The sequence below is a fragment of the Anoxynatronum sibiricum genome, from assembly GCF_039414295.1.
In the GTDB taxonomy this organism is placed as follows: Bacteria; Bacillota; Clostridia; order Peptostreptococcales; family Tindalliaceae; genus Anoxynatronum; species Anoxynatronum sibiricum.
Window position 1 is genome coordinate 83,723 of sequence record NZ_JBCITM010000011.1, and the last position, 26,083, is coordinate 109,805.

The window sequence follows — 26,083 nt, forward strand, 5'->3', positions numbered from 1 at the left end:
CCCCCCCCTTTCGCTACTCATGTTCTGACTTTATTCCCGCAGCACGAGCCCGTATAGATTCAAATTCATCCTCGTGCTGAGACTCGTGTTTCATAAAATAATCAGGCACATTGATTTGACAGGCTTTATCTTGCACTTTTTTCTTCCATTTCAGCATTTCCTTAACGTAGGCATCAGCAGCAGCATTCCAGGTAAATGTGCTGCGAACTCTTTCCAATCCTTTTTGGTGGTAAGTATTCCACAAAACATGATCTTTCATTAACGAGAAAATACCTTCAGCGATGGCAGCTGACTGTTGAGGATCCACCAGCAATCCAAAAGACTCATTTCCCTTCTTCAAGATATCCTGACCACCACCGTTGGCTGTCACCACCACGGGCACACCACATGCCATGGCTTCGATAGTGGCCAAACCAAAAGGTTCATAAAGAGAGGTAAGCGCAAACACCCCACGCCGCCGGGCTGTTTCACGATATGCAGCAGCCAGTTGCTGCTGTCCGGATAAATTCACAAAACCAATCTTGCCAGCCAGCTGGTAGGTCTGTATTAATTCTAATATGGAAGCCAGTTGCTGTTGTTCCTCGTTTTTGAGTCGATGCATATCCGCTTGAGGATCATCAATGCCCCGAACAGCCAGAATCAGATTACAGCATTCCTGCAGCTGAGAATGTTCACCATAAGCCTTCACTAATCCTGTCACATTTTTTTTAGGGTCCAGTCGACTGGATGCGATTACCCATGGCAAATGCTGTCTTTCTTTTGCCACATCACGGCGAAGTACTTGCTGTATGCTTTCAGTCACTGCTTGATCATGTGTCTGGGGTTTATCATTGAAAATATCCTGATTCACACCCGGAGGAACAACAATAAATGGCAGCTTTTTATGCTGGTTAAACAAATCTCGATATAATGTGTGAAAATACTGTTGCTCTTTCTCTTGCTGTGTACTCACAAATCTGATCATGGCTTGGCTTATGGCAGTTCGTTCTGCTGCCAACCGGGTGGTAAATTGATACTGTTGGTCGAGCGACTCATAAGACACTCCAGTTCCCATCAGCTTTTCCAGTTTTTGTGCTCCAAGGGAGTGGGCTGTAAACGTATACGGAACACCTGTAAGTTGTTGGAAAATGGCTCCTGAAATGCCCCCGTCGCCATAATGGGTGGTAACTGCATCTGGCAAGTAACCCGCCTGATGATACCATTGACGAATACCTTCCACATACTCATAGAGAAAAGGCCACAATTGTTCCTTTGGCAAAAATGCTTTCCCGCCAAAACTGATGCGCACGATGCGCACATTGGTTCCTGCGTAAACTTCTTCAGGCTGTTGAAATTCCGGCCAGTCTTCATCTTCTATCCTTCGGGTGAAAATAATGGTTTCATGACCCAGTCGATCAAAGGCGAAAGCGAGTTCTTTCACATATACCAATTGACCACCAAAGTCTGGGTGCTGTGTCCAATAGCTGTCGTGTTGATCAAAGTTTCCCTGTGGGTTGAAACAAGCGATGTGCATGGAGGTTCTCCTTTCCAGTATCTGTTGCCCATTTTTCAAGACTTTCTGGATCTGGCATCTGGCAAATTGCCCCAATAGAACCCAGTTTCCAGGCAGCGCAATAGCTGCCCTGGTATAATGCATCTTTTACCGTTAATCCCCGAAGAAGTCCTGACATAAACCCCGACCAGAATGCGTCTCCTGCCCCGGTGGTATCCACCACTTCCCTGGCATAAGCAGGTAGCTGCAACACCTCATCGCTGTTAAAGGCTGCCAAACCACGGGCTCCCAAGGTCATGATGACGAAGAGGTCAGGGTATTGACGCAAGCGTCTTTGTACGTCTTGCCAGTTACCCGTTCCCCATAAATACTCAGCATCACTTTCCGAAGGCTTAATGACGTCCACCAGAGGTAGTATTTGTCGATTGATAAACTCTACGCCGTCGTGACCAGGTTCCCAGAGCACCGGTCGATAGTTGGGATCAAAAGTGATAAGCTTGTGTTGTGATTTAGCCCGTTTGATTAACGTCATTGTTGTTTCGCGTATTTCTTGATGAGAAAGAGCCCAGGCAGTGAAATGAAAAATGCGGCACTGGTCTACCATTAACTCATGCTTTGGCTTTAATATCACATCAAGATCTGCGCGGCGCATTGGCATAAACGCAGGATTCTCTCGACTTTTAGTGACAAATACCATTGAAGTGGGCCAGGAACTCACATGAACACCCTGAAGTGCCACTCGTTGTTCTTGTAAAAACCCGGTTAGATACCTGCCGAAATCATCGTCACCAACACTGGCAATTAATGCGGCAGCATGGCTCATCCCGGCAAGATTTACTGCCAGGTTTCCAGGTGAACCCCCAAAAGATTTCTGAAAATGGACTGCTTCTTTCAGAGAAGCAACATAATCGGTGGAAATCATATCAATGAGCAGTTCCCCCATTGCCACCACGTCATATTCAGTTTTTTGCAGTTGAAGGGTATCATCAAAACGCATCTTCATTCTCCTGACACTTTGGAAGTAAGCGTACTCTCACGGCAAATCAGCTGGTAAGGAAGAATCAGATTGCGATTTTTCACTTTTTCGCCGTTGATTTCCCGAATCAATATTTTAGTGGCTGTTCGCCCCATTTCAGCAATGGGTTGTCGAACTGTTGTAATGGACGGATGATAGTAAGAAGCCATGGGGATATCGTCAAACCCTGCCACTTCCACCTGGTGGGGCACTTGAATACCCTCATCCTGAAGTGCTTTGATGGCACCAATGGCCATGAGATCACTGGTTGCAAAAATCGCTGTTACCGCGGGTTCTTCTCTTAAAAACCGGCGGACGGTTTTGTAAGTGTTTTCAATTTTAAAGTTCGAACGCATGACCAGGCTTGCATTCAGCTCGATCCCGTAAGCCTGCATGGCATCCCGGTATCCGTGAAAGCGCTCATAGCCAGAAGTTTTGTCTGTTAAAGGTGCTCGAATAATCGCAACTCGACGATGCCCTCGTTTCAGGAAAAAGGTAGTTATGTCATGAGCTGCCTGATAGTTATCAATGTCGATACTTGACACATTCAAGTCTTCACATTTTCTGTTTATAAACGTCACTGGCAATTGACTGGACCTAAAAAAATCCCGATGTTCATGAGTTACTTTCGCAGTCATGAAAATAATACCATCCACATATTTTTCGCGAAGCATTTTTAAGTAACTCATCTCTTTTTCAAAATTATGAAAGGTGTTGCAAAGCACCATATTATAATTCTTATCTCTCACAACTTCTTCAATCCCTTTAACCAGTTCTGCAAAGAAGGGATTGGTAATGTCAGGAATCACGACACCTACCAAGCCGGTTTTCTGATGAGCCAAGCCTCTCGCAACAGGATTGGGAATAAATCCCAGTTCTTCAATAACCTGCATCACCCGATCGTACTTCTCCTGTTTCACTGGTTTGGAGTTATTCATTACCCTTGAAACAGTTGCTTTCGAAACACCTGCACGTCTGGCTACTTCATCAATGGTTATTTTCATTGGCTCCATTCCCTTTGTCGTTATTTGGGAAAGCGGTTTCCTATTCTTATTATAGGAAACCGCTTTCCTGTTGTCAATGCTTTATGCTTAAATAAACAAAATAGTAAGATAGTTTCTTCTTGTTTCAAATCAGTACATTTGAGGTATATAATGATGGAAGTATCTGACGTTTGACACCATATAACAAGAAGGAGTGTTCGTATAATGAATCATCAAATTGACTGTCAGTGGATGGAGAACATGGCTTTTGATGTCACTATTGACGGGCATCACGTGACCCTTGATGCAAACCCCGAACTGGGCGGTGAAAACCGGGGTCCCCGGCCTAAGCCTTTGCTTTTAGCAAGTCTTGCAGGCTGCACAGGCATTGATGTGGTTTCCATTTTGAATAAAATGCGTGTTCCGTTGGAGGGCTTTCGCATCACAGTTTCGGGTTCTCAGACGGAAGAACACCCTAAGATTTATGATAAAATTAAAGTGAAGTATTATTTCAAGGGAAACGACCTTCCCATGGACAAGTTGGAAAAAGCTGTACACCTTTCTGAAGAAAAGTACTGTGGTGTCAGCGCCATGTTGAAAAAAGCCGGCCTCATCGAGTATGAAATCATCATTGAATGATTCGCACCGCCATTTTCAACCAACGACAAAGGAGGATTTTCATGCACAAAAAACTCTTCATTCCCGGACCGGTGGATGTACTTCCTGAGGTGCTTGAAAAAATGGCCACCCCCATGATCGGCCACCGTTCAAAAGAAGCCAGTGCATTGCAACGCAGCATTTCCGAAAAAATGATGAAGCTGATGTATACCAAAAATCAGATTATGCTCTCCACCACCAGTGGCACCGGTTTGATGGAAGGGGCAATACGATCCTGCACCCGTAAACGGGCGGCAGTTTTTTCTGTTGGCGCTTTTGGAAAACGCTGGTTTGAACTGGCTGTGGGAAATCAAGTGCCTGCTGATTTATTTGAATCAGAACCAGGATATCCAACAACACCTGAAATGGTGGATGCAGCTCTTGCAACAGGAAAGTATGACTTGGTGACGATTACTCATAACGAAACTTCCACAGGCCTCATGAACGCTGCTGTTGATCTGGCAGAGGTAATTCGCCGTTATCCTGAAGTTGTTTTCGCCATGGATACCGTCAGTTCGCTGGGAGGCACCAAGATTGAAGTAGATGCCTTGGGTGTCGATATTTGTATCACCTCCACTCAAAAAGCACTGGGCCTTCCTCCAGGGCTGGCCATATGTTCTTTCTCAGATAAAGCTGTGGCGGCTGCCCGTCAGGTTAAGCATCGAGGCTATTATCTTGATCTCCTATCACTTTATGATTATATTCAAAAGAAAGATCATCAATATCCATCAACTCCTTCTCTATCCCACATGTATGCCCTTGATTATCAGCTTGACCGCATTTTTGAAGAGGGACCAGAAAACCGTTTTGCCAGACATAAAGAAATGGCTGGTATTGTCCAAGTGTGGGCTGAAGAAAACTTCGCACTCTTCACCCAAAAGCCATATGCTTCCCACACGTTGACTACCATTCGCAACACCCGTGAAATTAGCATTGGAGATCTGAACAAACAACTGGGGGAAAAAGGCTTTGCCATTTCCAACGGTTATGGCAATTTGAAAGAAAAAACCTTCCGCATCGCCCATATGGCTGACAGAACAGTCGATGAAGTGAAGGAACTGCTACAAGTCATCGAAGGCTTATTGCCTTAGAAGTGATTTGAAAACAAAGAGACTTCCAGTTGTTCAGGTTTTATAAGGTGTTTCAAACAGCTCTCGTCACATCCCTATCAAACTAATCAGGAGGCGATTTGATGAATAACATGAAAGGCACTAAGATACTTGCTTCTGACGGTATCGTCAAGAGCGCACTGGAAAAGGTGCGTGCCATGGGCTGCGCAGTGGAAGAAGCTTCCTATAGTCAGGAAGAGTTGCCCGAGAAGCTGCGGGAATACAATGGGCTCATTGTTCGATCAGCCACCAAAATCACCCGGCAGGTACTGGAAAAAATGGGTTCTGGCGGAAAGCTGCAGCTAATCGTACGCGCAGGTGTCGGTTTAGACAACATTGATCTGGAAGCTGCCCGTGAAATGGGCATCACAGTCAAAAATACACCTTTTTCCAGTATTCAGTCTGTTGCAGAGCTAACACTGGCTCATATGCTCACACTTTCCCGCCATCTTCAGAAATCAAATGTGACCATGCGGCGGGGGGAGTGGCACAAAAAGACATACAAAGGTGTTGAGCTTTCTGGCAGCACTTTGGGAATTATTGGATTTGGACGCATTGGTCGTGATCTGGCTCGAAAAGCACATGCGCTGGGCATGAAGGTGCAATACAACGATGTGATGGGAGAGGCAAAAGATGTAACTCAGTTCATCTTTGTTGATTTTGATACGCTGCTGGCCACCTCTGACTTCATCACCCTTCATGTTCCCAAAATTCCTGGCGAACCTCCAGTTCTTGGAAAACCTGCTTTTGATAAGATCAAACGCGGGGCATATGTCATTAACTGCGCAAGGGGCGGTCTGATTGATGAAAATGCTTTGCTGGAAGCCTTAAACAGTGGAACGATTTCAGGTGCCGGTCTTGATGTTTTTGAAAAGGAACCCCCTACAAATGAAGCACTCTTAACCCATGAAAACGTCTCTCTTTCTCCTCATATTGGTGCTTCTACCATAGAAGCCCAAGAACGAATTGGTGACGAGCTGGTATCCATTTTTACCGAATTTTGCGAGGGGAGATAAATCTATGCTTATTCAGCCATTTCGTGCAATTCGCCCGGCAGCTGCTATTGCCCGGGAAGCATCTTGTTTGCCATATGATGTCATGAATAGAGCCGAAGCTCTCAAAATGGCCGATGGCAATCCACATTCTTTTCTTCATGTTATTCGTTCAGAAATCGATCTTGACCCCATGGTGGATGCTTATGACAGGGCAGTTTACCAGAAAGCCGCTGAAAATTTACAGTACTTGATCCAAAAGGGCACATTAATTCAAGATGATCAGCCGGCCTTTTACCTTTATCAGCAAACCATGGCCGGCCGAAGTCAATTGGGAATTGCAGCCTGCTTCTCCATTGATGACTATGTCAATGACCGCATTAAGAAGCACGAACTCACTCGGCCTGAAAAAGAAAATGACCGCATCCGTCATTTTGATGCTTGTGATGCCCATACAGAACCAGTATTTCTGACACATCGTAGTAATGCTTCTCTAACCGGCTTTTTACAAGAACTCACTATGAAAGAGCCGCCAGAATACGATTTTACAACTGAAGACGGCATCGGTCATTCTTTGTGGATTGTTAATGATTCCTCAGATGTAGAACGAATTCAGACAATTTTCAACGAAGAAATTCCGTCTCTCTACATCGCTGATGGCCACCACCGCAGTGCTTCTTCTGCCAAAATAGGCATGCAGCGCAGAGCGCAACAAAAAGACCTGGATGCCAATGATCCAAGTCAATTTTTCATGGCTGTCAGTTTTCCTCAGGAAGATCTTCTGATTATGGAATATAATCGGGTAGTTAAGGATCTTAATGCTTTATCGCCGGAAGAACTGATCATCCGACTTGAAGCTCATTTTGAATGTCAGCCGGTAAATGAGGCTTATCAGCCTCAGGAAAAGCACACTTTTGGAATGCTCATTGACAATCAGTGGTATGCATTGAAGGCTAAACCCCATACGTATGATGCTGAAGACGTCATATCGCAACTAGATGTCAGTATACTTCAAAATTGGCTTTTACAACCTATTTTGGGCATCTCAGACCCTCGCACCGACCAACGCATTGACTTTGTCGGCGGCATTCGCGGAATCGGAGAGCTTGAAAAGCGGGTTCAGACAGATATGTCATTGGCATTTTCCCTTTTCCCAACCACTATTGAGGATTTGCTTCAGGTGGCTGATGAACAGAAAATTATGCCCCCAAAATCAACTTGGTTTGAGCCCAAATTACGTAGTGGCCTGTTTGTGCACTCCCTGAAACAATCTGCCAGAAAATAGTCTGCCAGATTTCTTCGAACATCTCTTTTAAAAGACGGTATCTTCTCCCTGTCACCAGCCAGCCCACTGCACGACCCAAAAACGTGCAATGGTTGGCTGGTGATATTTTCTTAAGGAAGTGTAATGATACAGCTTTATCTGAACTTCATAGACCACATATCCCTCCGTTTCAAGTCGATGCTGTTCTTCAGGTAACTGACCAAGACTTAGCGTTGCAACTCCATTATGGGAAAAAGGCTGACGGGGAAGATTTCCCGTCACATTGTTGCGCACGTGAACAAACAAATCGTATGGTCCTTTTTGAAATCCGTCGATGACAAGCTGAATTTGGGGATCAACAATAATCTGCACATGATCCTCATGGAAACCACTAAAAAGTGTGAAAACATGATTATCGGCATAAACGTGTATATTATCACGGATCAATACAGCATCATTTAAATCCGCCCGACCCAGCTCCGTTTCGATGAAGTTCTGAACCAGTGGTTTTTCAACACCCTCCCACCAGCTCCATTTGGGAAAATCACCATATACCCATGCAAAGTCCTCTGCAAAGTTTTCGCTCAACCGTGCTCCCCAAGGTACCCGTTCATCCACTGGAACCGGGTATCCATAAAGATTGGCATAGGTCTCTTTAATACTGTTCTTCTGGTTCTCATAACCATCTCTTCCAAAAATCAGATACCCGACTTCATGGCCCACTTCGTGGGCCAGCAATTTGAGAATGTCTGATACATCTTCAAAAAGATTAAATACCAAAATCTGTCCGTTGGCGTGTACTGCTCCATATTCATCATTGGCGCCATTAATGAAGAAGATTTCTTTTCCATCATAAACCATCTCAGGTGCAGGAAGTCCATCAAGAAAACCATGAATCACGGCTTCATCATAAGCCGTAAAAAGATCCATTATTTCCACGGCTGCTTTTTCAATACCGCCCTGAAGGTTTAAGTGTTCCAACTGAAAAAATGCATAAGTGTATTCGAGTGGATAGTAGTTTTCCCACCCTGACTCTAAGTCACCTGACAAGCTGTCTTTTAATAAGCAACGCCGGGCATTGGTTGCAATGAACAAACTGTTTATCGCATCAGTCTCTTCTGGGGAATAAAGGCGGTAATGTGGATGTCGTTTTTGCATCTCATTGATCACATTCTGTTGATACCGCTGCAACTGGTGGGTTTCGAGATATAGCTTTACTCTTCTCCCTTGGGTATCTGGCAAGCTGTGTAACTGTTGAAAGTAAGTCTGATCCGACTGGAACCAGGCACGATCAAACGCTTCCGGTTCTCTCGTATTCATACAAGCATACCCCATGTTAAAGAGGTTTGAATGTTGGTGACGTTGTTTCTCAAGTTTTCTTTCCAGTGAATCCTCTGCCTGAAAACCAAATGACGACATCCATCGCGCCTGTACCGGTGACATTTGCTGCGTCCACCAGTCCCAAGCCGTAGGAATACCGGCCAGTGCCTGATCATCAACCTTCTCGATTTCTCCTGAGAGAAAAACACAGCCAGTACCAATAAATAAAATCATCAATAATGTGATTCCAAATTGAAACCGTTTCGTGATTATCGGTTGCCGGTTCCGGGTTGCGGCCATGCATAATCGCTGCTGTTGATCGAGCGGTTTTTTTTTCACGCCTATGACTCCTTTATACAGTTTGACTATACCATTGTATTGTCTGGACCTTTCGGGTACTTCTCTATCCTATAGCATAGCACAGGAATCACAAGAACCAAAAGAATATCTTATGAGACGATGCGAGATGTCAGGTAATCGCATCTAATGACAGCATCACCACATTGACGGTTTTATCCGATCTGATTTAAATCAAATGGCGTCTCCTGATAAACATAATAGTTCAGCCAGTTTGCAAAGAGAAGATTGGCATGTCCACGCCAGGTGACAAGCGGTGTTTTTAAAGGATCATCTTCCGGAAAATAATTCACCGGTACGTCAATGGAAAAACCCGCTTTCATGTCACGATCATATTCCGCCTTCAAGGTTAATGGATCATACTCTGAATGACCTGTGACAAAAATGTTTTTCCCATCCCGCGTTGCCGCCATATACACGCCTGCTTCAGGTGAAGTGGCCAGAATGTCAAGCCCCGGCACTGCTTCCAGATCTTCTGCCCGCACTTCTGTGTGACGGGAATGTGGCGCCTGAAACAAGTCGTCAAATCCTCTCAGCAATTTCACGTGGGGTTGATGTACCTGATGACTGAATACCCCGAACAGTTTTGCTGAAAGTGGATATTTGGGCACTCCATAATAGTGATACAGCGCTGCCTGTGCAGCCCAGCAAATAAACAGGGTGGAGAAGACATGCGTCTTTTTCCACTCCAGAATCTGCTGAAGTTCTTTCCAGTAATTTACTTGTTCAAAGGGTATCTGTTCCACGGGGGCTCCGGTAATAATCAATCCGTCAAACTTCTCGTGACGCACTTCCTCAAATGTTTTATAAAAGGTGGTTAAATGATGCTGCGGTGTATTTTTAGAATCATGGGTTGCCGGGTGAAGCAATACCACATCTACCTGAAGAGCTGTGTTTCCCAATAATCGAAGCAGCTGGGTTTCGGTGGCTGTTTTAGTGGGCATCAGGTTGAGAATGGCTATTTTAAGCGGGCGAATATCTTGATGATATGCCCTGCTCTCCTTCATGACAAAGATGTTTTCTCCAGCCAAGATTTCTGCGGCAGGCAATGTATCTGGAATTTTAACCGGCATCACTCACTACCTCCCTGCCTGTTGTAACGCCTGTTGCAAGTCGGCAATCAGGTCGTCCGCATCTTCCAATCCCACCGATACCCTTACCATGTCAGGGCGAATCCCTGCTTCAAGTTGCTGTTGTTCTGATAATTGTGCATGGGTGGTACTGGCTGGGTGAATCACCAGCGACTTGGCATCGGCCACATTTGCCAGTAATGAGAAAATATTCAAAGAATCGATGAAGGTTTTGCCCGCCTGTAAACCACCTTTGATACCAAAGGTGAAAATGGAGCCTACACCTTTGGGAAAGTCTCTTTTTGCCAGCACTTGATAAGGACTGTCTGCCAGTTCAGGATAGTTTACCCAACTCACCTGAGGATGATTTTCAAGAAATTCAATGATTCTTCGTGTATTGCTCACATGACGTTCCACGCGAAGCGAAAGAGTTTCAATCCCCTGAAGAAAAAGAAATGCATTAAAAGGACTGAGAGCTGCACCAGTGTCTCTGAGTAACTGCACCCGCACTTTAACGATGAAGGCCGCAGGACCAAATGTCTCTGTATAACGAATCCCATGATATGTGGGATCTGGTTGCGTCAGTCCTGGAAACTTACCGCTGGCTTCCCAGTCAAAAGTGCCACCGTCAACAATGAGTCCGCCTATGCTGGTACCATGGCCGCCTATAAACTTGGTGGCTGAATGCACCACAATATCAGCACCGTGCTTAAAGGGCTGGTAGAGGTAGGGGGTGGCAAAGGTATTGTCGATGATCACCGGAATGCCATTTTCGTGGGCAATGGCAGCGACCGCTTCCACATCGATGAGATTGATATTGGGGTTGCCAATGGTTTCGATGAAAACGGCCTTGGTTTTCTTGTTAATGGCCTTTCGAAAATTTTCCGGATCATCAGAGTTAACAAATGTAGTGGTAATGCCGTATTTAGGAAGTTGGGCGTCCAATAGTGTGTAAGTGCCCCCATAGAGGGTATTGGATGCAACAATTTCATCTCCCGTGCCGGCAATGTTCAGAATGGCATAAGTCACAGCTGCAGAGCCGGAAGCAACAGCCAGTGCCGCCACTCCACCTTCCAGGGCTGCAATTCGTTTTTCAAGCACGTCGCAGGTGGGGTTCATGATGCGTGTATAGATATTGCCGGCTTCCTCCAGAGAAAATAACCGGGCGGCATGATCAGTATCCTGAAAAACATAAGAGGTGGTTTGATAAATGGGTACTGCCCTGCTTCCAGTAGCTGGGTCAGGCTCTTGTCCTGCGTGGATTTGCAATGTGTCGAACTTCAGGTTGGCTGTTGTCATGTTCATCTCTCCTTTTGTGTTCTTGAGAGGGCAATAAAAAAACCTCTTGAAAGGTGCATCAAGAGGTTCGATGGTTGCTCATCTCTCATCTCTTAGGTTCACACCTACAGGAATTAGCACCGTGCAGCTTTGCTGCCGGTTGCCGGGCTTCATCGGGCCAGTCCCTCCGCCTGCTCTTTATAAGAGTTAACTTATTAAATTGGAACAATACTAACATAGATTTATTTCGATGTCAAGAAGAACATCGCATTTTTTAGCAAGGCGGAATGATTCTGCCTTGGACTCTATGAAAAAAGTGACTCCCATTTCCCCTGACGCTTGATTGCCATTAAATCATCGCATCCACCAATGAAATTTCCATCAACAAATATTTGTGGTACTGTGCCGCTTCCTGTCTTTTTCTTCAACTCCTGCAATGCTTCATCATCTCCATCAATAACGATTTTCTCATAGGCAATTCCCTCTCGATCAAGCAACTGCATGGCACGAATGCAATAAGGACAATATGTCCAGCAATAAACTTCTACTTTTTTCATTTCATCTTCTCCTTCTGTCTTCATTTTAATTTAGCTAAAGAAATCATTTGTTTGGTAGCGGGAAAACCGAATGACTGAAACTTTGAAAAACACATTTTGCGGAAGGATGCTGTCTGTTGAATGCTGCTCATGGCTTCAGCAGTGGTATGTTTGTTTGAATATAGGGTCGCCGTATACCGCCCGGTCTGAAATTATAAAAGATAGCGCGCTCGGTATAGTTGAGGATCATGGGCATTAAATCACTTCCCGTCAATCTCAGGCTTCCGGTGGCGCAGCTTCGCTCACCAAAAAGATTCACATGATCAGGACGCAGTGATGGACCACAGAACATGATGGGAACTGCATCACCCGCATGAATCATTTCACCTGAGCTTGGTGTTGTATGATCCCCGGTAACGATGAGCAGGTGCCGTTTTTCCCGGGCTGCTTTGACCAGGTTCTCTAACTGAACATCAATTTCTTCCAATACCCTCACTTTTTCATGGGGATTTTTGGTGTGGGCTGCTTCATCTGGTTTTTTGGTGTGTACATGCACATAGTCTGCCGAGGCTGACAAGGCTCTTTCAATGGCTTCCCCCATGGAGTGGTATGATTCGCAGGGCATATTAAACAAGGCTGCGATGCCTTCCATGAGGGTGCTTTGTGCCAGCATCAATCCCTTTAAGCCATTCTGAATTTCAAAAGATGGGATGGAGGGCTTCATGCCACACCACTTGGTTAACAGCATGGTGGCCGGCTGCTGATGATGGGTGCGTCGCTTCTGATTCACCGGATGCTCATTTAAAGCTTGGTACATGAATGCCAGATACTGATTCAGTGCTTGCGAGGTGGCTTCTGCACCCGGGTCAGTGGTTTCAAAGGGGACCACTGCCATCACAGGCCGATGAGGATAAAAGGGATCGCTGTCGGAAATATTGCCGTTGATTCCCGTTTTTTTGATTTTCAGGACTCCATGAGGCAGCTGTCCCCGCTGCCAGGTAAAGGTATACCCATTCACCTTTTCTGGCAGTTTGGAAGCCAATATGTCGGACTCTTCCGCTGACAAAGCTGCCACATTTCTCTCCAGAATTTCATAGCAGTCTTCTCTGGCTTCCACCCAAGCCCAGGTGGTAACCAGGTATATGGTATCCTCTTCAAGGGAATCTCCCATGGTGAGGGCATGCAGCACTCCTCTGTCAGGAAAGTCTTTCATATCGTAGCCCAGCATCACAAAATGTGCTGCTTCAGTTCCCAGAGGCACCCCTTGGCGCCATGGAATCATCATGCCGGTTTCAGCCAGTTGGCAGAGAGCATCCAAATGGGGCGTATGCGCTGCCTCCAAAGGGGTTTTTCCATCTAACGCAGGATGCGGTCTGTCACCTAATCCGTCAAGTAACAGCATGATCGTTTTCACAGAATCCCCTCCAATGTGAGCCTTTCAATGACAACTTCTTTCATTTCTGCCAGATTTGCCTGGGGACTTTCCAGCAACAGGTGTCCCAGATTTTGGCAAACCGGTTCCAGAAATGTTTCAAGGTACGAAGGAATGAGCTGCTCATTGATGAGCGACTCGCCGCGTTTGTTTCTGTCATTGCCACTGAACAGGCATTGTGGCTGCGCTTTGCCTTCCTCCCATTGCCATTGGATCAGCGCCTCAATCTCTTTGCCGTTGGTCACCTGTCGCAGCGGAATCAGCAGATCCACTCCAAAATGGGCCATGATTCGTTGGTAGCTGTCCAAACAAATGCTCAGCTGATTGGCTTTCAATCTGCCATCGTGACTTTCCCGCTCACCTGAAATCACCCTCCCGCCCAGCCTTTTGGCCAGAGGCATACGCATCAAATGAAAATAGGCATGACACCCGATACACGGTGTGTAAAACCCAAAATGTTGCTGCAGGATAGCAACAAAGCTGCTGTTTAATACTTGCCACAGGGCCTGATTGCTGAGGTACATCAGAGGTCCGATGGACACCTTTCCCTGATAGCGTGTCATAACCTGCTGGCGAAGCAAGTTCACATTGGCTTCCAGCACCTCCACCGAGCCGTACTCCACTGGTGCAAAAGTGACCACGGGAAGAATGGAAGTGATTACGCCGTCCTCCAACACTTTCAGGATAGCCGCCACTGAATCCCTGCCGGCAAATTCACCAATCACCGTATCTGGCGGGCATTGTTGAATCACCTGCCGCCACTCGTCAGCAGAGCTGTTCTGTCGTATGATCATGTCCCACACCTCACTGTTCCAGGTCAACTGAAATGATTAAACCCCTTTTTGAATGCTTCATCACCTTTGTTTTATTACCCAAATGAAACCAAAATGCACCAAGCTGCCTTCCTTTTTCTGGAAGGCAGCTTGGTTTAAGGTTTCTGATTTTCAAATGAGTCGATGTCACTTCATTGGATGCCAATGATTTTACCGACCCAGCTTTTCCCTCAAGAAGCGGCGGGCCATCATAGCATATTCAAGGGGGTCCGCTTTCGCCGGGTCCTGTTCCGCCTCAACTACTATCCAGCCGTCATAGCTGCTGTTTTTAATCAGATCGAAAATACCGTCCCAGTTCACCATATCGCCATCTCCGGGGACGGTGAACATGCCATTTTTAACCCCCTGAAGAAAGCTCATGTCCTGTTCCTTGACCGTCTCATACACATGTCGCCGAACATCTTTCACATGAATGTGAGCCACTCGGTCAAGATGCTTTTCCAGCACTGCAACCGGGTCTTCCCCCGCCAACGTCAGGTGTCCTGTATCAAAGAGAAGGAACACCGTCTCAGGATCAGTCATTTCCATCAATTGGTCAATTTCTTCCTTTGTTTCGACACCAGTACCGGCATGAGGATGAAAACAAAGTTTCATGCCCTTTGCATGGGCCATTCTGCCCAGTTCATTCAGGCCCTCAGCCAGATTTTTAAATTGGCGTTCGTCAAGAATGACCTGGTTTTTGAACAGCGGGATGGACTCATCGCCATGAATGGTCACACCACATTCCCCTGCACCCACCACCCGGGCGCCCAACCCGTAAGTGTAGTCCAAGTGATTTTGAAATCGCCGAAAAGTGTCTTCATTGTTGAAAACGGTAAACTCCGTACTGAACCACATGTTGCAAATGGTGATCCCTCGGAGATCGATGGCTTTTTTAATGACTTCGAACTCCTTGGGGTATTTAATACCACCTTCGCTGCCAGTGTAACCCGACAACGCCATTTCGCTGAGACACTGCTGGTAGGTCAGTTCTCCCCCCAAACTGGGCAAATCATCATTAGACCAGTTAATCGGTGCACAACCGTATTGTATTTTCACAAAATACCCCTCCACCTATTGAAAGACTCGCCTCACTATGATCAGCTTCCTATTCAAGTCAAACGTGTTGCAGTAAAATGTGCCGTTCTTTTATGGGTTTACCAGGCTTTACCCCTTGAACACATACTCATCCAACAATCGACTGGTGGTTTCTGCCACTTCCTGGGTATCCATCTGCCAATGATGGGCACTGACCAGTTCATAGGTCCACCATTCATCATAGCCAGAGGCCTTCACCGCTTGCACCCATTGGGGCACATCGATGTCGCCGTTGCCTGCATAGTGTCCCCTCAGGTCTGTTTCATCACAAGTAGTTCCTGGCGGGTTTTTCTTGCCATCCCCAAAATGGATGTGGTAAATCAGCCCAGGGTTCATCTTGGCGACTTCATCAGGGGTGGTTTTGCCGCCATACCACAAGTGCCAGAAGTCGATGACCATGCCAAAATTGTCTCTTTCAACTGCTTCGATCAGCTCCAGACTTTGTGAAAGGGAATGAATGGGGGACCATGCCACCGGCTCCAGCTGGAATCGAACGCCATAGCGGGCGCCAACATCAGCGATGCGTCGAATGTTTTGGGCTGTCAGGGTTCTGATTTCTTCCCAGGGGCGACCTTCAAGGGCGCAAAGGGGCACCAGTTGGATACAATCGCATCCCACTTCGTGGGCAAACCGGGAGAGAGATTCGGTCTCAGCCAGCATCCGATGAACCGCATCGTCATCTGTTCGCTCCACATGGGCGACATCATTGATGCTGATCATTTGAATATCCCATTTTTCAAGGGCTTCTTTCACTTTTTGCGTGGACATGCCGGCAGCCAGATAATCGTGCACCTTATCTCCGGCCATTTCAACAGCGCCAAAGCCTGCTTCTTTCGCAATGCGTAAATCTGACAGCAAATTGCTTTTCCAGATGGATTTCGTGTGAAGTGCTTTTTGGTTCATGCTCCCACTCCTCTCATTTCCATGCTTACTACCGAGTTAATACTTTCGCAGTTTTTCTACAGCTGTCACCATTCGTTGATGCGCTTCATTAACTGCAGCGTTTTCTGAAACCCCTGGAGTCCCCACACGCCAGAAACTGGCATAGCCTTCTGTCATGGTGCCTGGAAGAACGTCGATGGCAATCAGGGTGGATACAGGCGATTTCCGACTCATTTCCAGGGCATCTTTCAGCTCTTCTAAAGTCCGCACATGGTAACTTTGCGCACCATACCCTTCAGCCACCTTGGCAAAATCGATGGGCACGGGACTGCCGGAGAGTGTTCCCGTGTGGGCTTCACGAAACCGAAACTCGGTGCCGTAGGTATCAATTCCCTGACTGTTTTGCAGTTGTCGAATGCACTGATGCCCATGATTGTCGAAAAGAATCACATTGATTTTTTGACCCTCCTGAAGGCTGGTGACCAGATTGGAATGAGCCAGCAAAAAGGCCCCGTCGCCCACTAAGCTGTATACTTCAGCCTCCGGTTCTGCCAGCTTGACACCAAATGCACCAGCAGTCTCATACCCCATGCAGGAGAAGCCATATTCCAAATGATAGGTACCCGACTGTCGCACCGACCAAATTCGCTCCAAATCAGAAGGCAGGCTGCCGGAGGCTGACACCACAATGTCAGAAGGCTGCAGCAGCTGATTCAGCTCCATCAGAACCCGTGTTTGCGACAGACCTTCCGCCGGGTCCAACAGTGCCAATCGATTCAGTTCTTCCTGCCACTGCTGTTTGGCTTCATTCACTTCGTTATGATAACCGGCCATGTAATTTCTTTCTTTCAGAGCCTGTGTTAAAGCTTCAACGCCTTCTCTGGCGTCTGCCACAAGGGATAGTGCACCCATTTTCATGGCATCCATGCGGCTGAGATTGATGGAAACCATTGGAATGTCATGGTGCTGAAAACCACCTTTGGAATGTGTCACGAAATCATTCAGTTTGGTTCCCACGGCGATAATCACATCTGCCTCTTTCATCAGCTGGTTCGCCGACAATGTACCACATATGCCGGCACAACCGACGTAGTAGGGATGATCGTCTCGTATTTCCCCTTTGCCGGCCTGGGTTTCAGATACTGGTATACCAAACTCAAGAGACAAGGCTTTTACTGCTTCGCCGGCATCACTGTAACGCACGCCACCTCCTGATATGATAAATGGCTTCTTTTTCCCGGAAATCAACTCTGCCGCCCGCTGAACAGCATCGTTGGCAGCAGGTGATCGATCCACATACCAAACCCTTCTGGAAAAAAATTCCACCGGATAATCATACACTTCTCCCTGAACGTCTTGGGGAAGGCACAGGGTGACAGCACCTGTTTTTTCCGGGTCAGTCAGCATTCGCATCGCATTGAGGCAGGCACTCATCAATTGTTCCGGGCGGCTGATTCGATCCCAGTATCTGCTGACAGGCTTAAAGGCATCATTGACACTAATGGTATAGTCGGACTCTACTTCTGCCTGTTGCAGCACAGGATCTGGCTGGCGGTCGGCAAATGTGTCTCCCGGTAATAACAGTAGGGGGATCCGGTTGACCGTTGCTGTACCTGCTGCTGTGACCAGATTGAGTGAGCCTGGCCCAATGGACGCGGTGCAGGCATAAATCGCCCGCCTTTTTTTCTGCTTGGCATAGGCCATGCATGCATGGGCAATATCCTGTTCATTTTTACCCTGAATAAAGGGCATTTTGTCTTTCATTTGTTCCAATGCTTCTCCCAGACCCACCACATTTCCGTGGCCAAAAATACCCATGAACCCATGAACAAATGGTGTGACTTCACCGTCCACCTGAATCATCTGGTGATGTAAGAAAGTCACCAACGCCTGGGCTGTCGTTAATCGAATGGTTTTTTTCATAGGATGCCTCTTTTCTTTCTCCGGAAAATCTTCGTCAATCCTTATCATTTATCCGGCCATATTTTTGCATTCGGTTGTTCCACCCATAAATGTTCCTCTTCAAAGGTGGGGGTGATATACGGGTTATCTTTCAAATGCCTGATTACCCATAAAAAATACATGGCATAACCTGGCGCCGACACCTGTGGATGCACTAAATCTGGGGCAATTAAAACAGTATCGTTATTTTCCAGGAGAACTGCCTCATCGCCCAGCTTCATAAGACCAAACCCGTTTTCGGGTTGAAGCTTATAAAAATATATCTCTGGCTGTTGGTGGTGATGAGATGGAAACCCTGCCCATTTTCCCGGATAATGAACATCTTCCCCAAACATGATATTGGAGTCTGGCGACAGCTCAATATTATGAGCTGTTCGTACAATTCTTGTTCCTGTTTCGTTCATGGTACCTTTACCACGTACTTCTTTAATGATTTTGCTGTCTGATCGCACCACTGCCTGAAACTTTTTTTCATTTTCTGTACGAATCACTGCCAGTTCGCTGTCTGGTGCCACACCGACAATTTTAACAGCTGTACCCGCTGGCACATTCAGGCACCACAGCTCATCGTCCAAAAAAGTGTTGCGAACCACGTGCTCCTGCCGGTTTTCCCATGCAATGTTAATTTCCCCATACAGTAAAACAAAAATGCGTTCATAGGGGAGATGATCTGAATAGTATTCTTCTGCAGGAAGTTTTAGAATCCCAAAGTCCATCATCATCTCTGAGTGAGCACCGGTCATTTCTGTAATGGCATTATATCCGGGCTCAAAGGGTTGTTGTTGCTTAATTTTCATCTTCAGCACCTCTTTTCTTTGATACGATGGTGGCAGATAACTGACAAAGAATCTTTAGATCATTAAACAGCCGTTTGCTGATCCATCATCCTACTTAAGCTGGCAAATGATTTCATAAGCAACTTTTTCGAGCTGTTGAGCCGGTTTTTCAAAAAGGGTCAGACGATCATATACCGCTGGATTCTCTTGAACCGACTGACGAAGCGTTTCTCCAAAAGCACGTCTCAGGGCTGTGCCTATGTTCACTTTTGCCACTTGATGTTCTTTTATTTTTTTGATGTCAACAGAGCTGATCCCGGAAGCTCCATGTATCACCAGTGGTATCTGACAAAGGGACTCAATACTTTCGAGCCTTGTGAAATCAAGTTTGGCCTTTCCTGCGTGTAATCTGTGGATGTTGCCCACCGATACGGCCAGCCAGTCAGCATGACTCTCCTGACAAAATTGCCATGCTTCTTCTGGCGATGTCATTTCACTGCTGGTTTCACCCAGATCGTCGTATGGCACTGCGCCAACTTCACCTTCAACAGCAACGCCTTTTTCTCTCGCAAGGCAAACCACCTGATGAGTGTTCGCGATGTTCTCATTCAATGGTAGCTTTGACCCATCGTACATGACTGATGAGAATCCATTTTCAATGGCTAATTGAATGCTTTTTAACTCAGTACAATGATCCAGATGAACACCGACAGGTACCCGGGCCTGATTTGCGATGGAACTCAGCAATGCTCCCCAGTGTCTGATATTCATGACACGCCGGGCATCCCGGTTCACCATCAGCAATATGGGCGCATTGGCTTGTTCTGCTGCTCTGACTATTGCCAGCGAATCTTCATACCCAAAAACATTGAAACCGGGAACAATTCTTTTTTGGAACGCTGCATGCCGGATATATTCATTGATGTGCTTCATGTTATATCCTCCACCAGTTGTTCAACAGATGTAAGCTGATGGTCTGCCAAATGGGCTTTTGCCGCTTCCAGTGTAGGCATGGCATCAGCACAGCTGTCCCCGGCCAGTACAATGGAAGCACAGGCTGATCCCAACGCCATGGCTTCCGCTAAAGGCCACTGATAAAAAAGCCCGTACAGCATCCCTGCTGCATAAGCATCCCCTGAGCCGAAGGTTTTCTTGATGCGAGTTGGAAAGACGCCCTGTTTCACGATTTTTCCGTCAGCCGTATATGCACAAGACCCTCTGGCGCCATCCTTAATCACCACCAACTGGACACCTTTCGACAGCAGATCCTGCGCTGAACGCTGGTTGTCACGATTTTCGGGCATCATCAGAAATTCAAGCACATCGAACTCCTCTCTGTTTCCAATCACCACATCACACATTTCAGATGCCATGGCGTAATAAAGAGCTGCTTCTTCCGTACTTTTCCAGCCAAAAGGGCGGTAGTCCAAATCCATTATCAAATGGGTTTTCTGACGCCGGGCATAGGTGATCAGTGTCAGTATCGCTTCCCGTGATGGACTTTCAGATAACGCTGTTCCAGAAATCAAAATGGCTGAAGCTTGCTTTACATAATCTTCGCTGATTTCATCTGGCTGAATCATAAGATCCGCTGTCTTTTCCCGATACAAATAGGAGCCGCTTTGATGCGGATTCAAGATTTCTGTCACGGCCAAGCAGTTTCTTGCTCCTGTTTGGTCATTCATCAGTCCGGTGACGTCAATGCCCGCTTTCACAAAAACTTCTCGAACATAAGTGCCCATCCCATCACCGGCGACCTTTCCAATAAACCCGGTTTTCAAGCCCAATCGGGCTGTTCCCTGAGCAATATTAGCAGGTGAGCCACCCACCGTTTTAAAAAATGTGGCAGTTTCTGCAAATGAACAGTTCATTTGACCAGCATTGAAATCAATGCCTGCGCGGCCTGCCAAAATCAAATCAAGTGGTCGTTGCTGGTTTAATATCATCAAACTTCACCTCCTTTTATTTCGTTTTGTTTCGTTTTTATTTCGTTTGTGTTTTGATTTAAGATTAATGCTTTCGTTCTGAATTGTCAATCATTATTTTTGAATTATGCTCATTGTTTGACAGGATTTCAGGCTTATGATTATAATGATTTATCAGGCTGCCGGAAAGGGGACAATGATGCCAAAGAAAAGAGTTGAGCTGATAAGAGAAAAACTATTGCAACATCAGCAAGTATTGGTCAGTGATTTAAGTGAGTCTTTCGGTGTCAGTACCGTCTCTATCAGAAAAGATTTGTCGGTTTTGGAGAACGAAGGATTTGCCCAGCGGTTTTATGGCGGGGCCGCTCTCAGCCAAAATCAAACACGATTGACATCGAAAGGCCAACCAGTTTTGGATTTTTACCAGGATTCTTTGCGACAACAATTGGCAGAAACAGCCTGTCGTGAAATCGAAGATGGTGATTGCCTTTTCTTGGGATCTGGAAGAACCTGCTGTGTGCTGGCCCGGAAGTTGGAACGTTTTCAGAAGCTGACTGTGGTGACCAACAACATTACGGCTCTCCAGGATTTGCTTGCAAGGGTTTCCAAAGTTTATCTCATTGGCGGCGAAGTCACTTCTACTGATGCCAATACCCTTTTTTCCAGTTGGGAACAACCTCAACCTTTCACAGAGTCCATTTATGTGAATAAAGCTTTCACCAGCATTTCAGGAATTGATTTAAAAGCAGGGCTGACTGTTAACTCCATTATCAGCACCTATGTATTTAAACACATCCCCAGTATGGCTCACCGATGGATTCTCATGGCTGACCATTCAAAGTATGACCGTATTGCCATGTACCCTGTCGCTGGCCTTTCAAAGATACACACCATTATTTCAGATGATTTCCCAGATCCATACCGAAAGTATTTCCATCAACATAAGATTGGCATCATATCTGCCGCGCAAGATTCAGATCGCACATGACCGTCAGTCCACCTCTAAAGTGATCACTTGAATATCAGCATTAAAAAACCGGCTTCCGCCGGTTTTTTATGTACTATGAGGGTAAACTTCAATCTTCTGTTGATTCTTCCATTATGGTGACTTTATCCATCACATCGCCTTGTCGAATATCATCAATTACCTCCAGACCCTCAATCACTTTTCCAAAAACAGTGTGGTTGCCATCCAAATGAGGCTGTGGGCTGTGGCAGACGAAAAACTGGCTTCCGCCTGTATCACGACCTGCATGGGCCATTGACAGACTGCCGCGTTCATGGCGTTTCGGGTTGTTGTCCAGTTCACATTTGATGGTATAGCCTGGTCCTCCGGTTCCGGTTCCATGAGGACAACCGCCCTGAATGACAAAATCAGGTATCACCCGGTGGAATGTCAGCCCATCGTAGAATCCATCCTTAATCAGTTTTTCGAAGTTTGCCACCGTTCCCGGGGCATCCTGTTCAAACAACTCGATAACCATTGTTCCCTTACGTGTTTCAATGACTGCTTTTTTCATGAAATTCCTCCTGTCTGATGACGTGTTATTTAAGGCCATCTAGTGATTCTGCCTCATGGCTTGAGCGCAAAGAAAACTTCCATCTCTGCACCTTCCACTTCCACTTTTTGAGAGTGGCGATTCACAACGCCGTTGATGTGTCGAAAGGCTATCATTACTTTAACAGTTTCCGTCTCATCCGTAAAGATCATTTCTCCAAAAGGCAATGGGCCCATTTTTCCTGTTCCTGCTGCTTCGATAATCGACTCTGCCATCTCATCCAAACGCTGCTGATAAACAATCAAACTCTGATTGAGAATGCGTATTGTACGACTTTCCGGATGGTACTTTACCTGGAGCTCAGCTTCATTGATTTCAGTTTTTTGGCTGCCATAGGTATTCAGCGTGGTCATGTGTGTGTACCCTTCAATGGAAATCAGTTCCGATCCCTCTTCGCGTCCCAGGTAAACATACTCCTGTCCTTCCCATGGAATGCCTGTATCATAATGTGCCGCAAATCCATAGATTGATTCCATATCACGCATTTCAAAGCCTTGCGGAACACCCGCAAGCTGGTTAACGTCATGGTATCGCAGGTAGTATTGCAGAATAGAGCTGATGGATCTCTGGTCTTCTTCCGGAATGTTCTGCCGGGGTATGATGGTTCCATCGGTTTCCAGCAGCTGGTGGTTCGCCAGCAATTGCCGGTAACGGTTTGACTGACTCCAGCGAGAAATGGAATAAGCATTCCATGGGCCAGTGACCGATAGAACTGCCATCACTAATAACGCCGCGACAATAGGCAGATACTTGGGTTCCCGAAACCGCCATATGAAAAAGAGCATCGCTCCTGTAAGCCAGATTCCCGTTAACAGCAGGAAAAAACGGGGCTCTGTAAAACCATACGCGTGAATACGAATGCCAATTCCTGTGAACATGATTCCAAAAGGCAGTAAGATTACTACTGGCATCCAGCGGGCAAACAAGGCGGCCCAGGGATGTTTCTGCCGCAGAGGTGTACTGAGAAATAACGTGATGGCGGTTGCTATTCCATACCACACTACCAGATGTGCCACCAGATTATGGGGCCATTGGCGCGTAATCAAAAGCCGGATAAAGAACGCATATAAAATCAGTGTGTATACCACCAGCAGTGGCATTACAATGAACAGGAACACGCCCCGCAGCACTTTAGAGTAATCATACGACTTCTTTTCTTCAGAATTGCGGGGAACCTCTGAAAGAAAGACTGCCGGTGCCACCACTCCTGCCACCACCAGGAAAATATCAAAATACAAACGGGAAGGTATGGTGATTTCAAAAAGGATGTGAATCGCTCCCAGCATCAAAGCCAGGCCGGTATACAGAATTCCCGAATAAAGATAAGTGACAAAGAAAGCGGCAAACAGCCTGACAACATGTATCTCGAATCCTTCAAAATCATGAACATAAGGTACCATAAGAAATCCCAGATAAAGAGCCAGGCTATACCCTGTATATCGGGTAACCTGTATCATTCCCAGTTCAGGCACCAACAGAAAGAATCCGACAACCTGCAATACTATCACCAGACCATAGGCCACCCATTCAGGTACTCGTGTTGGGCCAGATCTGTCTTCCCTGTAAAGCCGGATGATTAACGTCATGGGAAATCCGATAGCGGTCATCATGGACACCCGTTCCAATATTTCACGGTACTGCGTCTGTTGATAATCCACATGATTTAATACTATCAAAAGTGTCACGGTGGCTGCTGCCATGAACATTGAAACCGGAAAACGCCTGAAACTGATGGCAAAACGTTGTAACAACTGACGCCCCAAATCCTTCACTTTCATTTTCACGCCTTCTTTCACAGACTGGTCATTCTGATGATGAGTTCTCAACCACATGACTATTGGATTAATACCCATTTTCAACTCTAACACCTATATACCTACCTCAAAATGATGAATTGTATGGTATGATGAAAAGGAAAAACTATAAGGAGTGATGTCCATGGCAGTTCTCATCTTTGGTCATAAAAATCCAGATACTGATTCTGTCTGTTCTGCCATTGCCTATGCTGCACTCAAAAGCCGTTTGGGAGTTGACGCCGTTCCTGCTGCCGCCGGTAAAATCAACCGGGAAACCGCTTTTGTCTTAAACCGGTTCGAAGTCGCCCCTCCCTTGATCATACAGGATGTCAAAACTCAGGTGAAGGATCTAAAGCTGGAAAACATCCCCGGACTCCCCCCAACAACGTCAATTCTTGAAGCCTATCACCTAATGGAAGAAAAGCATCTGCCTACGCTGCCCGTGCTTAATGATGCCGGCGAACTTCAGGGAATCGTCAGCATGAAAGATATAGCCATGGGGTTGATTCGCGGAGATTTTCACCGGTTGTGTACATCTGTCAGTAATCTGATTGACGGCCTCAATGGCACCCTGCTTTCAGGTACCGCCGGCGAAATTGAGGGACGCATTTCCGTCATCGCCTTTTATGTGGAAACCATCAAAGGAACCTTCAATGATGAAAGCATTATCATCGTGGGAGACCGTTATGACATTATTGAACATGCCATCGAATCACGGGTTCAACTGATTATCATCACCGGTGGCAAACCCATTCCCGATAAATATATCCAACTGGCTCAGTCTGCCGGTGTCTGCATGCTCTCCGTTCCCAGTGACACCTATTATACTTCCAAAATGATTCATCAGTGCGGTTACTTGGCCAGCATCATGCGTATTGGTGATGTCATTCGATTTTATCCCAATGACTATCTGGAAGATGTGCGGGATGAAATGAGCCGCTCTCACTTTCGCAGTTATCCGGTGGTGGATGAAGGTAATCGTTTGGCAGGTTTCATTAATCGCAAGCATGTGCTTAGTCCCAGCCGAAAACGGGTGGTTTTAGTGGATCACAATGAATATGCTCAAAGCGTGGACGGTCTTGAAGAAGCTGAAATCATGGAAATTATTGATCATCATAAGCTGGGCGATATTTCCACTAATCTCCCCATCTCTTTTCGAAACGTACCGGTGGGCAGCACTTGTACCATTATTTATCAAATGTATCTGGAACACGGGCTGGAACCCAACCGCCGTATTGCTGGGTTGCTTCTTTCAGGCATTCTCTCTGATACGCTTTATTTCAAATCACCCACCACGACACTGGCCGACCGAAAAGCCGCCGAAGAGCTTAACCGTTCGGTCAAATCAGACTTGGAAGCGTATGCCATGGAGATGTTCCAGGCAGGCACTTCATTAAAGGGACAGTCGATGATGGAAATTTTCAACAAAGATTACAAAACATTTCAGGTGGGTCATTTTGAAGCCGGAATCAGCCAGGTGTTCACCCTGGATGTGGACGAGGTATTTCTTCGCCGGAATGAAGTGCTTGAGACTCTGCACACCTTGCATGAAAACAGGAATCTGGAGCTCACAATGCTCCTGGTGACAGATATTCTGAAAGAAGGTTCTTACCTTTTTTACCAATGCAAAAACCGGCAACTGATTCCACTGGCTTTTCAAACATCCGCTGACCAGGGGGTTTTTGTTACCGGTCTTGTCTCCCGTAAAAAACAGGTGGTGCCACGCATTCTGGAAGCCATCCAACAGCTGGATGCTTCCAGATAGTAA

Annotated in this window: 23 protein-coding genes and 1 riboswitch; of the genes, 6 read left to right on the forward strand and 17 right to left on the reverse strand. The window is 46.3% G+C overall.

From position 1 onward, the window contains the following. Positions 1-13: 13 nt before the first annotated feature. From AAIG11_RS11440 to AAIG11_RS11450, 3 genes are read right to left on the reverse strand one after another with little or no spacing between them, the layout of a single operon-like run. Positions 14-1,513: a glycosyltransferase gene (locus AAIG11_RS11440; protein WP_343186384.1), complete on the reverse strand. Its 1,500-nt coding sequence runs from the start codon at positions 1,511-1,513 to the stop codon at positions 14-16. After that, positions 1,476-2,489 (reverse strand): carbohydrate kinase family protein, encoded by a 1,014-nt coding sequence (locus tag AAIG11_RS11445; RefSeq protein WP_343186385.1) that lies wholly within the window; start codon positions 2,487-2,489, stop codon positions 1,476-1,478. Before AAIG11_RS11445 ends, AAIG11_RS11440 begins: the two co-directional genes overlap by 38 nt. A 2-nt stretch (positions 2,490-2,491) precedes the next feature. Then, complete coding sequence (locus tag AAIG11_RS11450; RefSeq protein ID WP_343186386.1) at positions 2,492-3,511, reverse strand: LacI family DNA-binding transcriptional regulator; 1,020 nt, start codon at positions 3,509-3,511, stop codon at positions 2,492-2,494. Between the two features lie 204 nt (positions 3,512-3,715). Between AAIG11_RS11450 and AAIG11_RS11455 the strand changes: the two genes are divergently transcribed. The 4 genes from AAIG11_RS11455 to AAIG11_RS11470 all read left to right on the forward strand — a co-directional run bounded on the left by AAIG11_RS11455 (position 3,716) and on the right by AAIG11_RS11470 (position 7,533). Next, positions 3,716-4,129: an OsmC family protein gene (locus AAIG11_RS11455; protein ID WP_343186387.1), complete on the forward strand. Its 414-nt coding sequence runs from the start codon at positions 3,716-3,718 to the stop codon at positions 4,127-4,129. A gap of 41 nt (positions 4,130-4,170) precedes the next feature. Further along, entirely contained in the window at positions 4,171-5,238 is a 1,068-nt protein-coding gene (locus AAIG11_RS11460) for a pyridoxal-phosphate-dependent aminotransferase family protein (protein WP_343186388.1), read from the forward strand. Positions 5,239-5,339: 101 nt separating this feature from the next. Continuing rightward, positions 5,340-6,272 (forward strand): D-2-hydroxyacid dehydrogenase, encoded by a 933-nt coding sequence (locus AAIG11_RS11465; RefSeq protein ID WP_343186389.1) that lies wholly within the window; start codon positions 5,340-5,342, stop codon positions 6,270-6,272. Between the two features lie 4 nt (positions 6,273-6,276). Continuing rightward, on the forward strand, positions 6,277-7,533 hold the full coding sequence (locus tag AAIG11_RS11470) for a DUF1015 domain-containing protein (protein WP_343186390.1): 1,257 nt from the start codon (positions 6,277-6,279) through the stop codon (positions 7,531-7,533). Positions 7,534-7,584: 51 nt separating this feature from the next. On the opposite strand, the gene AAIG11_RS11475 is transcribed toward AAIG11_RS11470, so the two are convergent. The 12 genes from AAIG11_RS11475 to iolC form a co-directional block, all read right to left on the reverse strand. Continuing rightward, positions 7,585-9,171, reverse strand: coding sequence for a hypothetical protein (locus tag AAIG11_RS11475; protein ID WP_343186391.1), 1,587 nt, complete (start codon positions 9,169-9,171; stop codon positions 7,585-7,587). Positions 9,172-9,344: 173 nt separating this feature from the next. Then, on the reverse strand, positions 9,345-10,262 hold the full coding sequence (metA, locus tag AAIG11_RS11480) for a homoserine O-acetyltransferase MetA (protein ID WP_343186392.1): 918 nt from the start codon (positions 10,260-10,262) through the stop codon (positions 9,345-9,347). A 6-nt stretch (positions 10,263-10,268) separates the two neighbouring features. Beyond that, entirely contained in the window at positions 10,269-11,558 is a 1,290-nt protein-coding gene (locus AAIG11_RS11485) for an O-acetylhomoserine aminocarboxypropyltransferase/cysteine synthase family protein (RefSeq protein WP_343186393.1), read from the reverse strand. A gap of 82 nt (positions 11,559-11,640) precedes the next feature. Then, a riboswitch (SAM riboswitch) is annotated at positions 11,641-11,744 on the reverse strand. A gap of 98 nt (positions 11,745-11,842) precedes the next feature. Continuing rightward, complete coding sequence (grxC, locus tag AAIG11_RS11490) at positions 11,843-12,094, reverse strand: glutaredoxin 3 (protein ID WP_343186394.1); 252 nt, start codon at positions 12,092-12,094, stop codon at positions 11,843-11,845. A 127-nt stretch (positions 12,095-12,221) separates the two neighbouring features. Further along, positions 12,222-13,487: a BPG-independent phosphoglycerate mutase family protein gene (locus tag AAIG11_RS11495; protein ID WP_343186395.1), complete on the reverse strand. Its 1,266-nt coding sequence runs from the start codon at positions 13,485-13,487 to the stop codon at positions 12,222-12,224. Next, positions 13,484-14,299 carry a hypothetical protein gene (locus AAIG11_RS11500; RefSeq protein ID WP_343186396.1) on the reverse strand — a complete coding sequence of 272 codons (816 nt, stop codon included), beginning with the start codon at positions 14,297-14,299 and terminating at the stop codon, positions 13,484-13,486. Before AAIG11_RS11500 ends, AAIG11_RS11495 begins: the two co-directional genes overlap by 4 nt. A gap of 189 nt (positions 14,300-14,488) precedes the next feature. Next, on the reverse strand, positions 14,489-15,376 hold the full coding sequence (iolE, locus tag AAIG11_RS11505) for a myo-inosose-2 dehydratase (protein WP_343186397.1): 888 nt from the start codon (positions 15,374-15,376) through the stop codon (positions 14,489-14,491). A 108-nt stretch (positions 15,377-15,484) separates the two neighbouring features. Continuing rightward, positions 15,485-16,318 carry a sugar phosphate isomerase/epimerase family protein gene (locus AAIG11_RS11510; RefSeq protein ID WP_343186398.1) on the reverse strand — a complete coding sequence of 278 codons (834 nt, stop codon included), beginning with the start codon at positions 16,316-16,318 and terminating at the stop codon, positions 15,485-15,487. Positions 16,319-16,354: 36 nt separating this feature from the next. After that, positions 16,355-18,220 carry a 3D-(3,5/4)-trihydroxycyclohexane-1,2-dione acylhydrolase (decyclizing) gene (gene iolD, locus AAIG11_RS11515; RefSeq protein ID WP_343186399.1) on the reverse strand — a complete coding sequence of 622 codons (1,866 nt, stop codon included), beginning with the start codon at positions 18,218-18,220 and terminating at the stop codon, positions 16,355-16,357. A 44-nt stretch (positions 18,221-18,264) separates the two neighbouring features. Next, positions 18,265-19,056 (reverse strand): 5-deoxy-glucuronate isomerase, encoded by a 792-nt coding sequence (locus tag AAIG11_RS11520; protein WP_343186400.1) that lies wholly within the window; start codon positions 19,054-19,056, stop codon positions 18,265-18,267. Positions 19,057-19,146: 90 nt separating this feature from the next. Then, positions 19,147-19,968, reverse strand: coding sequence for a class II fructose-bisphosphate aldolase (locus AAIG11_RS11525; RefSeq protein ID WP_343186401.1), 822 nt, complete (start codon positions 19,966-19,968; stop codon positions 19,147-19,149). After that, positions 19,965-20,981 carry a 5-dehydro-2-deoxygluconokinase gene (gene iolC, locus AAIG11_RS11530; protein ID WP_343186424.1) on the reverse strand — a complete coding sequence of 339 codons (1,017 nt, stop codon included), beginning with the start codon at positions 20,979-20,981 and terminating at the stop codon, positions 19,965-19,967. The genes AAIG11_RS11525 and iolC overlap by 4 nt, the downstream gene beginning before the upstream one ends. A 136-nt stretch (positions 20,982-21,117) precedes the next feature. On the opposite strand from iolC, the gene AAIG11_RS11535 reads away from it, so the two are divergent. After that, positions 21,118-21,948: a DeoR/GlpR family DNA-binding transcription regulator gene (locus AAIG11_RS11535; RefSeq protein WP_343186402.1), complete on the forward strand. Its 831-nt coding sequence runs from the start codon at positions 21,118-21,120 to the stop codon at positions 21,946-21,948. A gap of 88 nt (positions 21,949-22,036) precedes the next feature. Here the strand turns inward: AAIG11_RS11535 and AAIG11_RS11540 are convergent, their stop codons facing one another. Together AAIG11_RS11540 and AAIG11_RS11545 are read right to left on the reverse strand one after the other, a co-directional pair. Further along, positions 22,037-22,480 carry a peptidylprolyl isomerase gene (locus AAIG11_RS11540; protein ID WP_343186403.1) on the reverse strand — a complete coding sequence of 148 codons (444 nt, stop codon included), beginning with the start codon at positions 22,478-22,480 and terminating at the stop codon, positions 22,037-22,039. Between the two features lie 53 nt (positions 22,481-22,533). Next, positions 22,534-24,351, reverse strand: a complete 1,818-nt coding sequence (locus AAIG11_RS11545; RefSeq protein WP_343186404.1) for a DUF4153 domain-containing protein — start codon at positions 24,349-24,351, stop codon at positions 22,534-22,536. 106 nt (positions 24,352-24,457) lie between these two features. On the opposite strand from AAIG11_RS11545, the gene AAIG11_RS11550 reads away from it, so the two are divergent. Next, positions 24,458-26,080, forward strand: coding sequence for a putative manganese-dependent inorganic diphosphatase (locus tag AAIG11_RS11550; protein ID WP_343186405.1), 1,623 nt, complete (start codon positions 24,458-24,460; stop codon positions 26,078-26,080). The last annotated feature ends 3 nt before the right edge of the window (positions 26,081-26,083 follow it).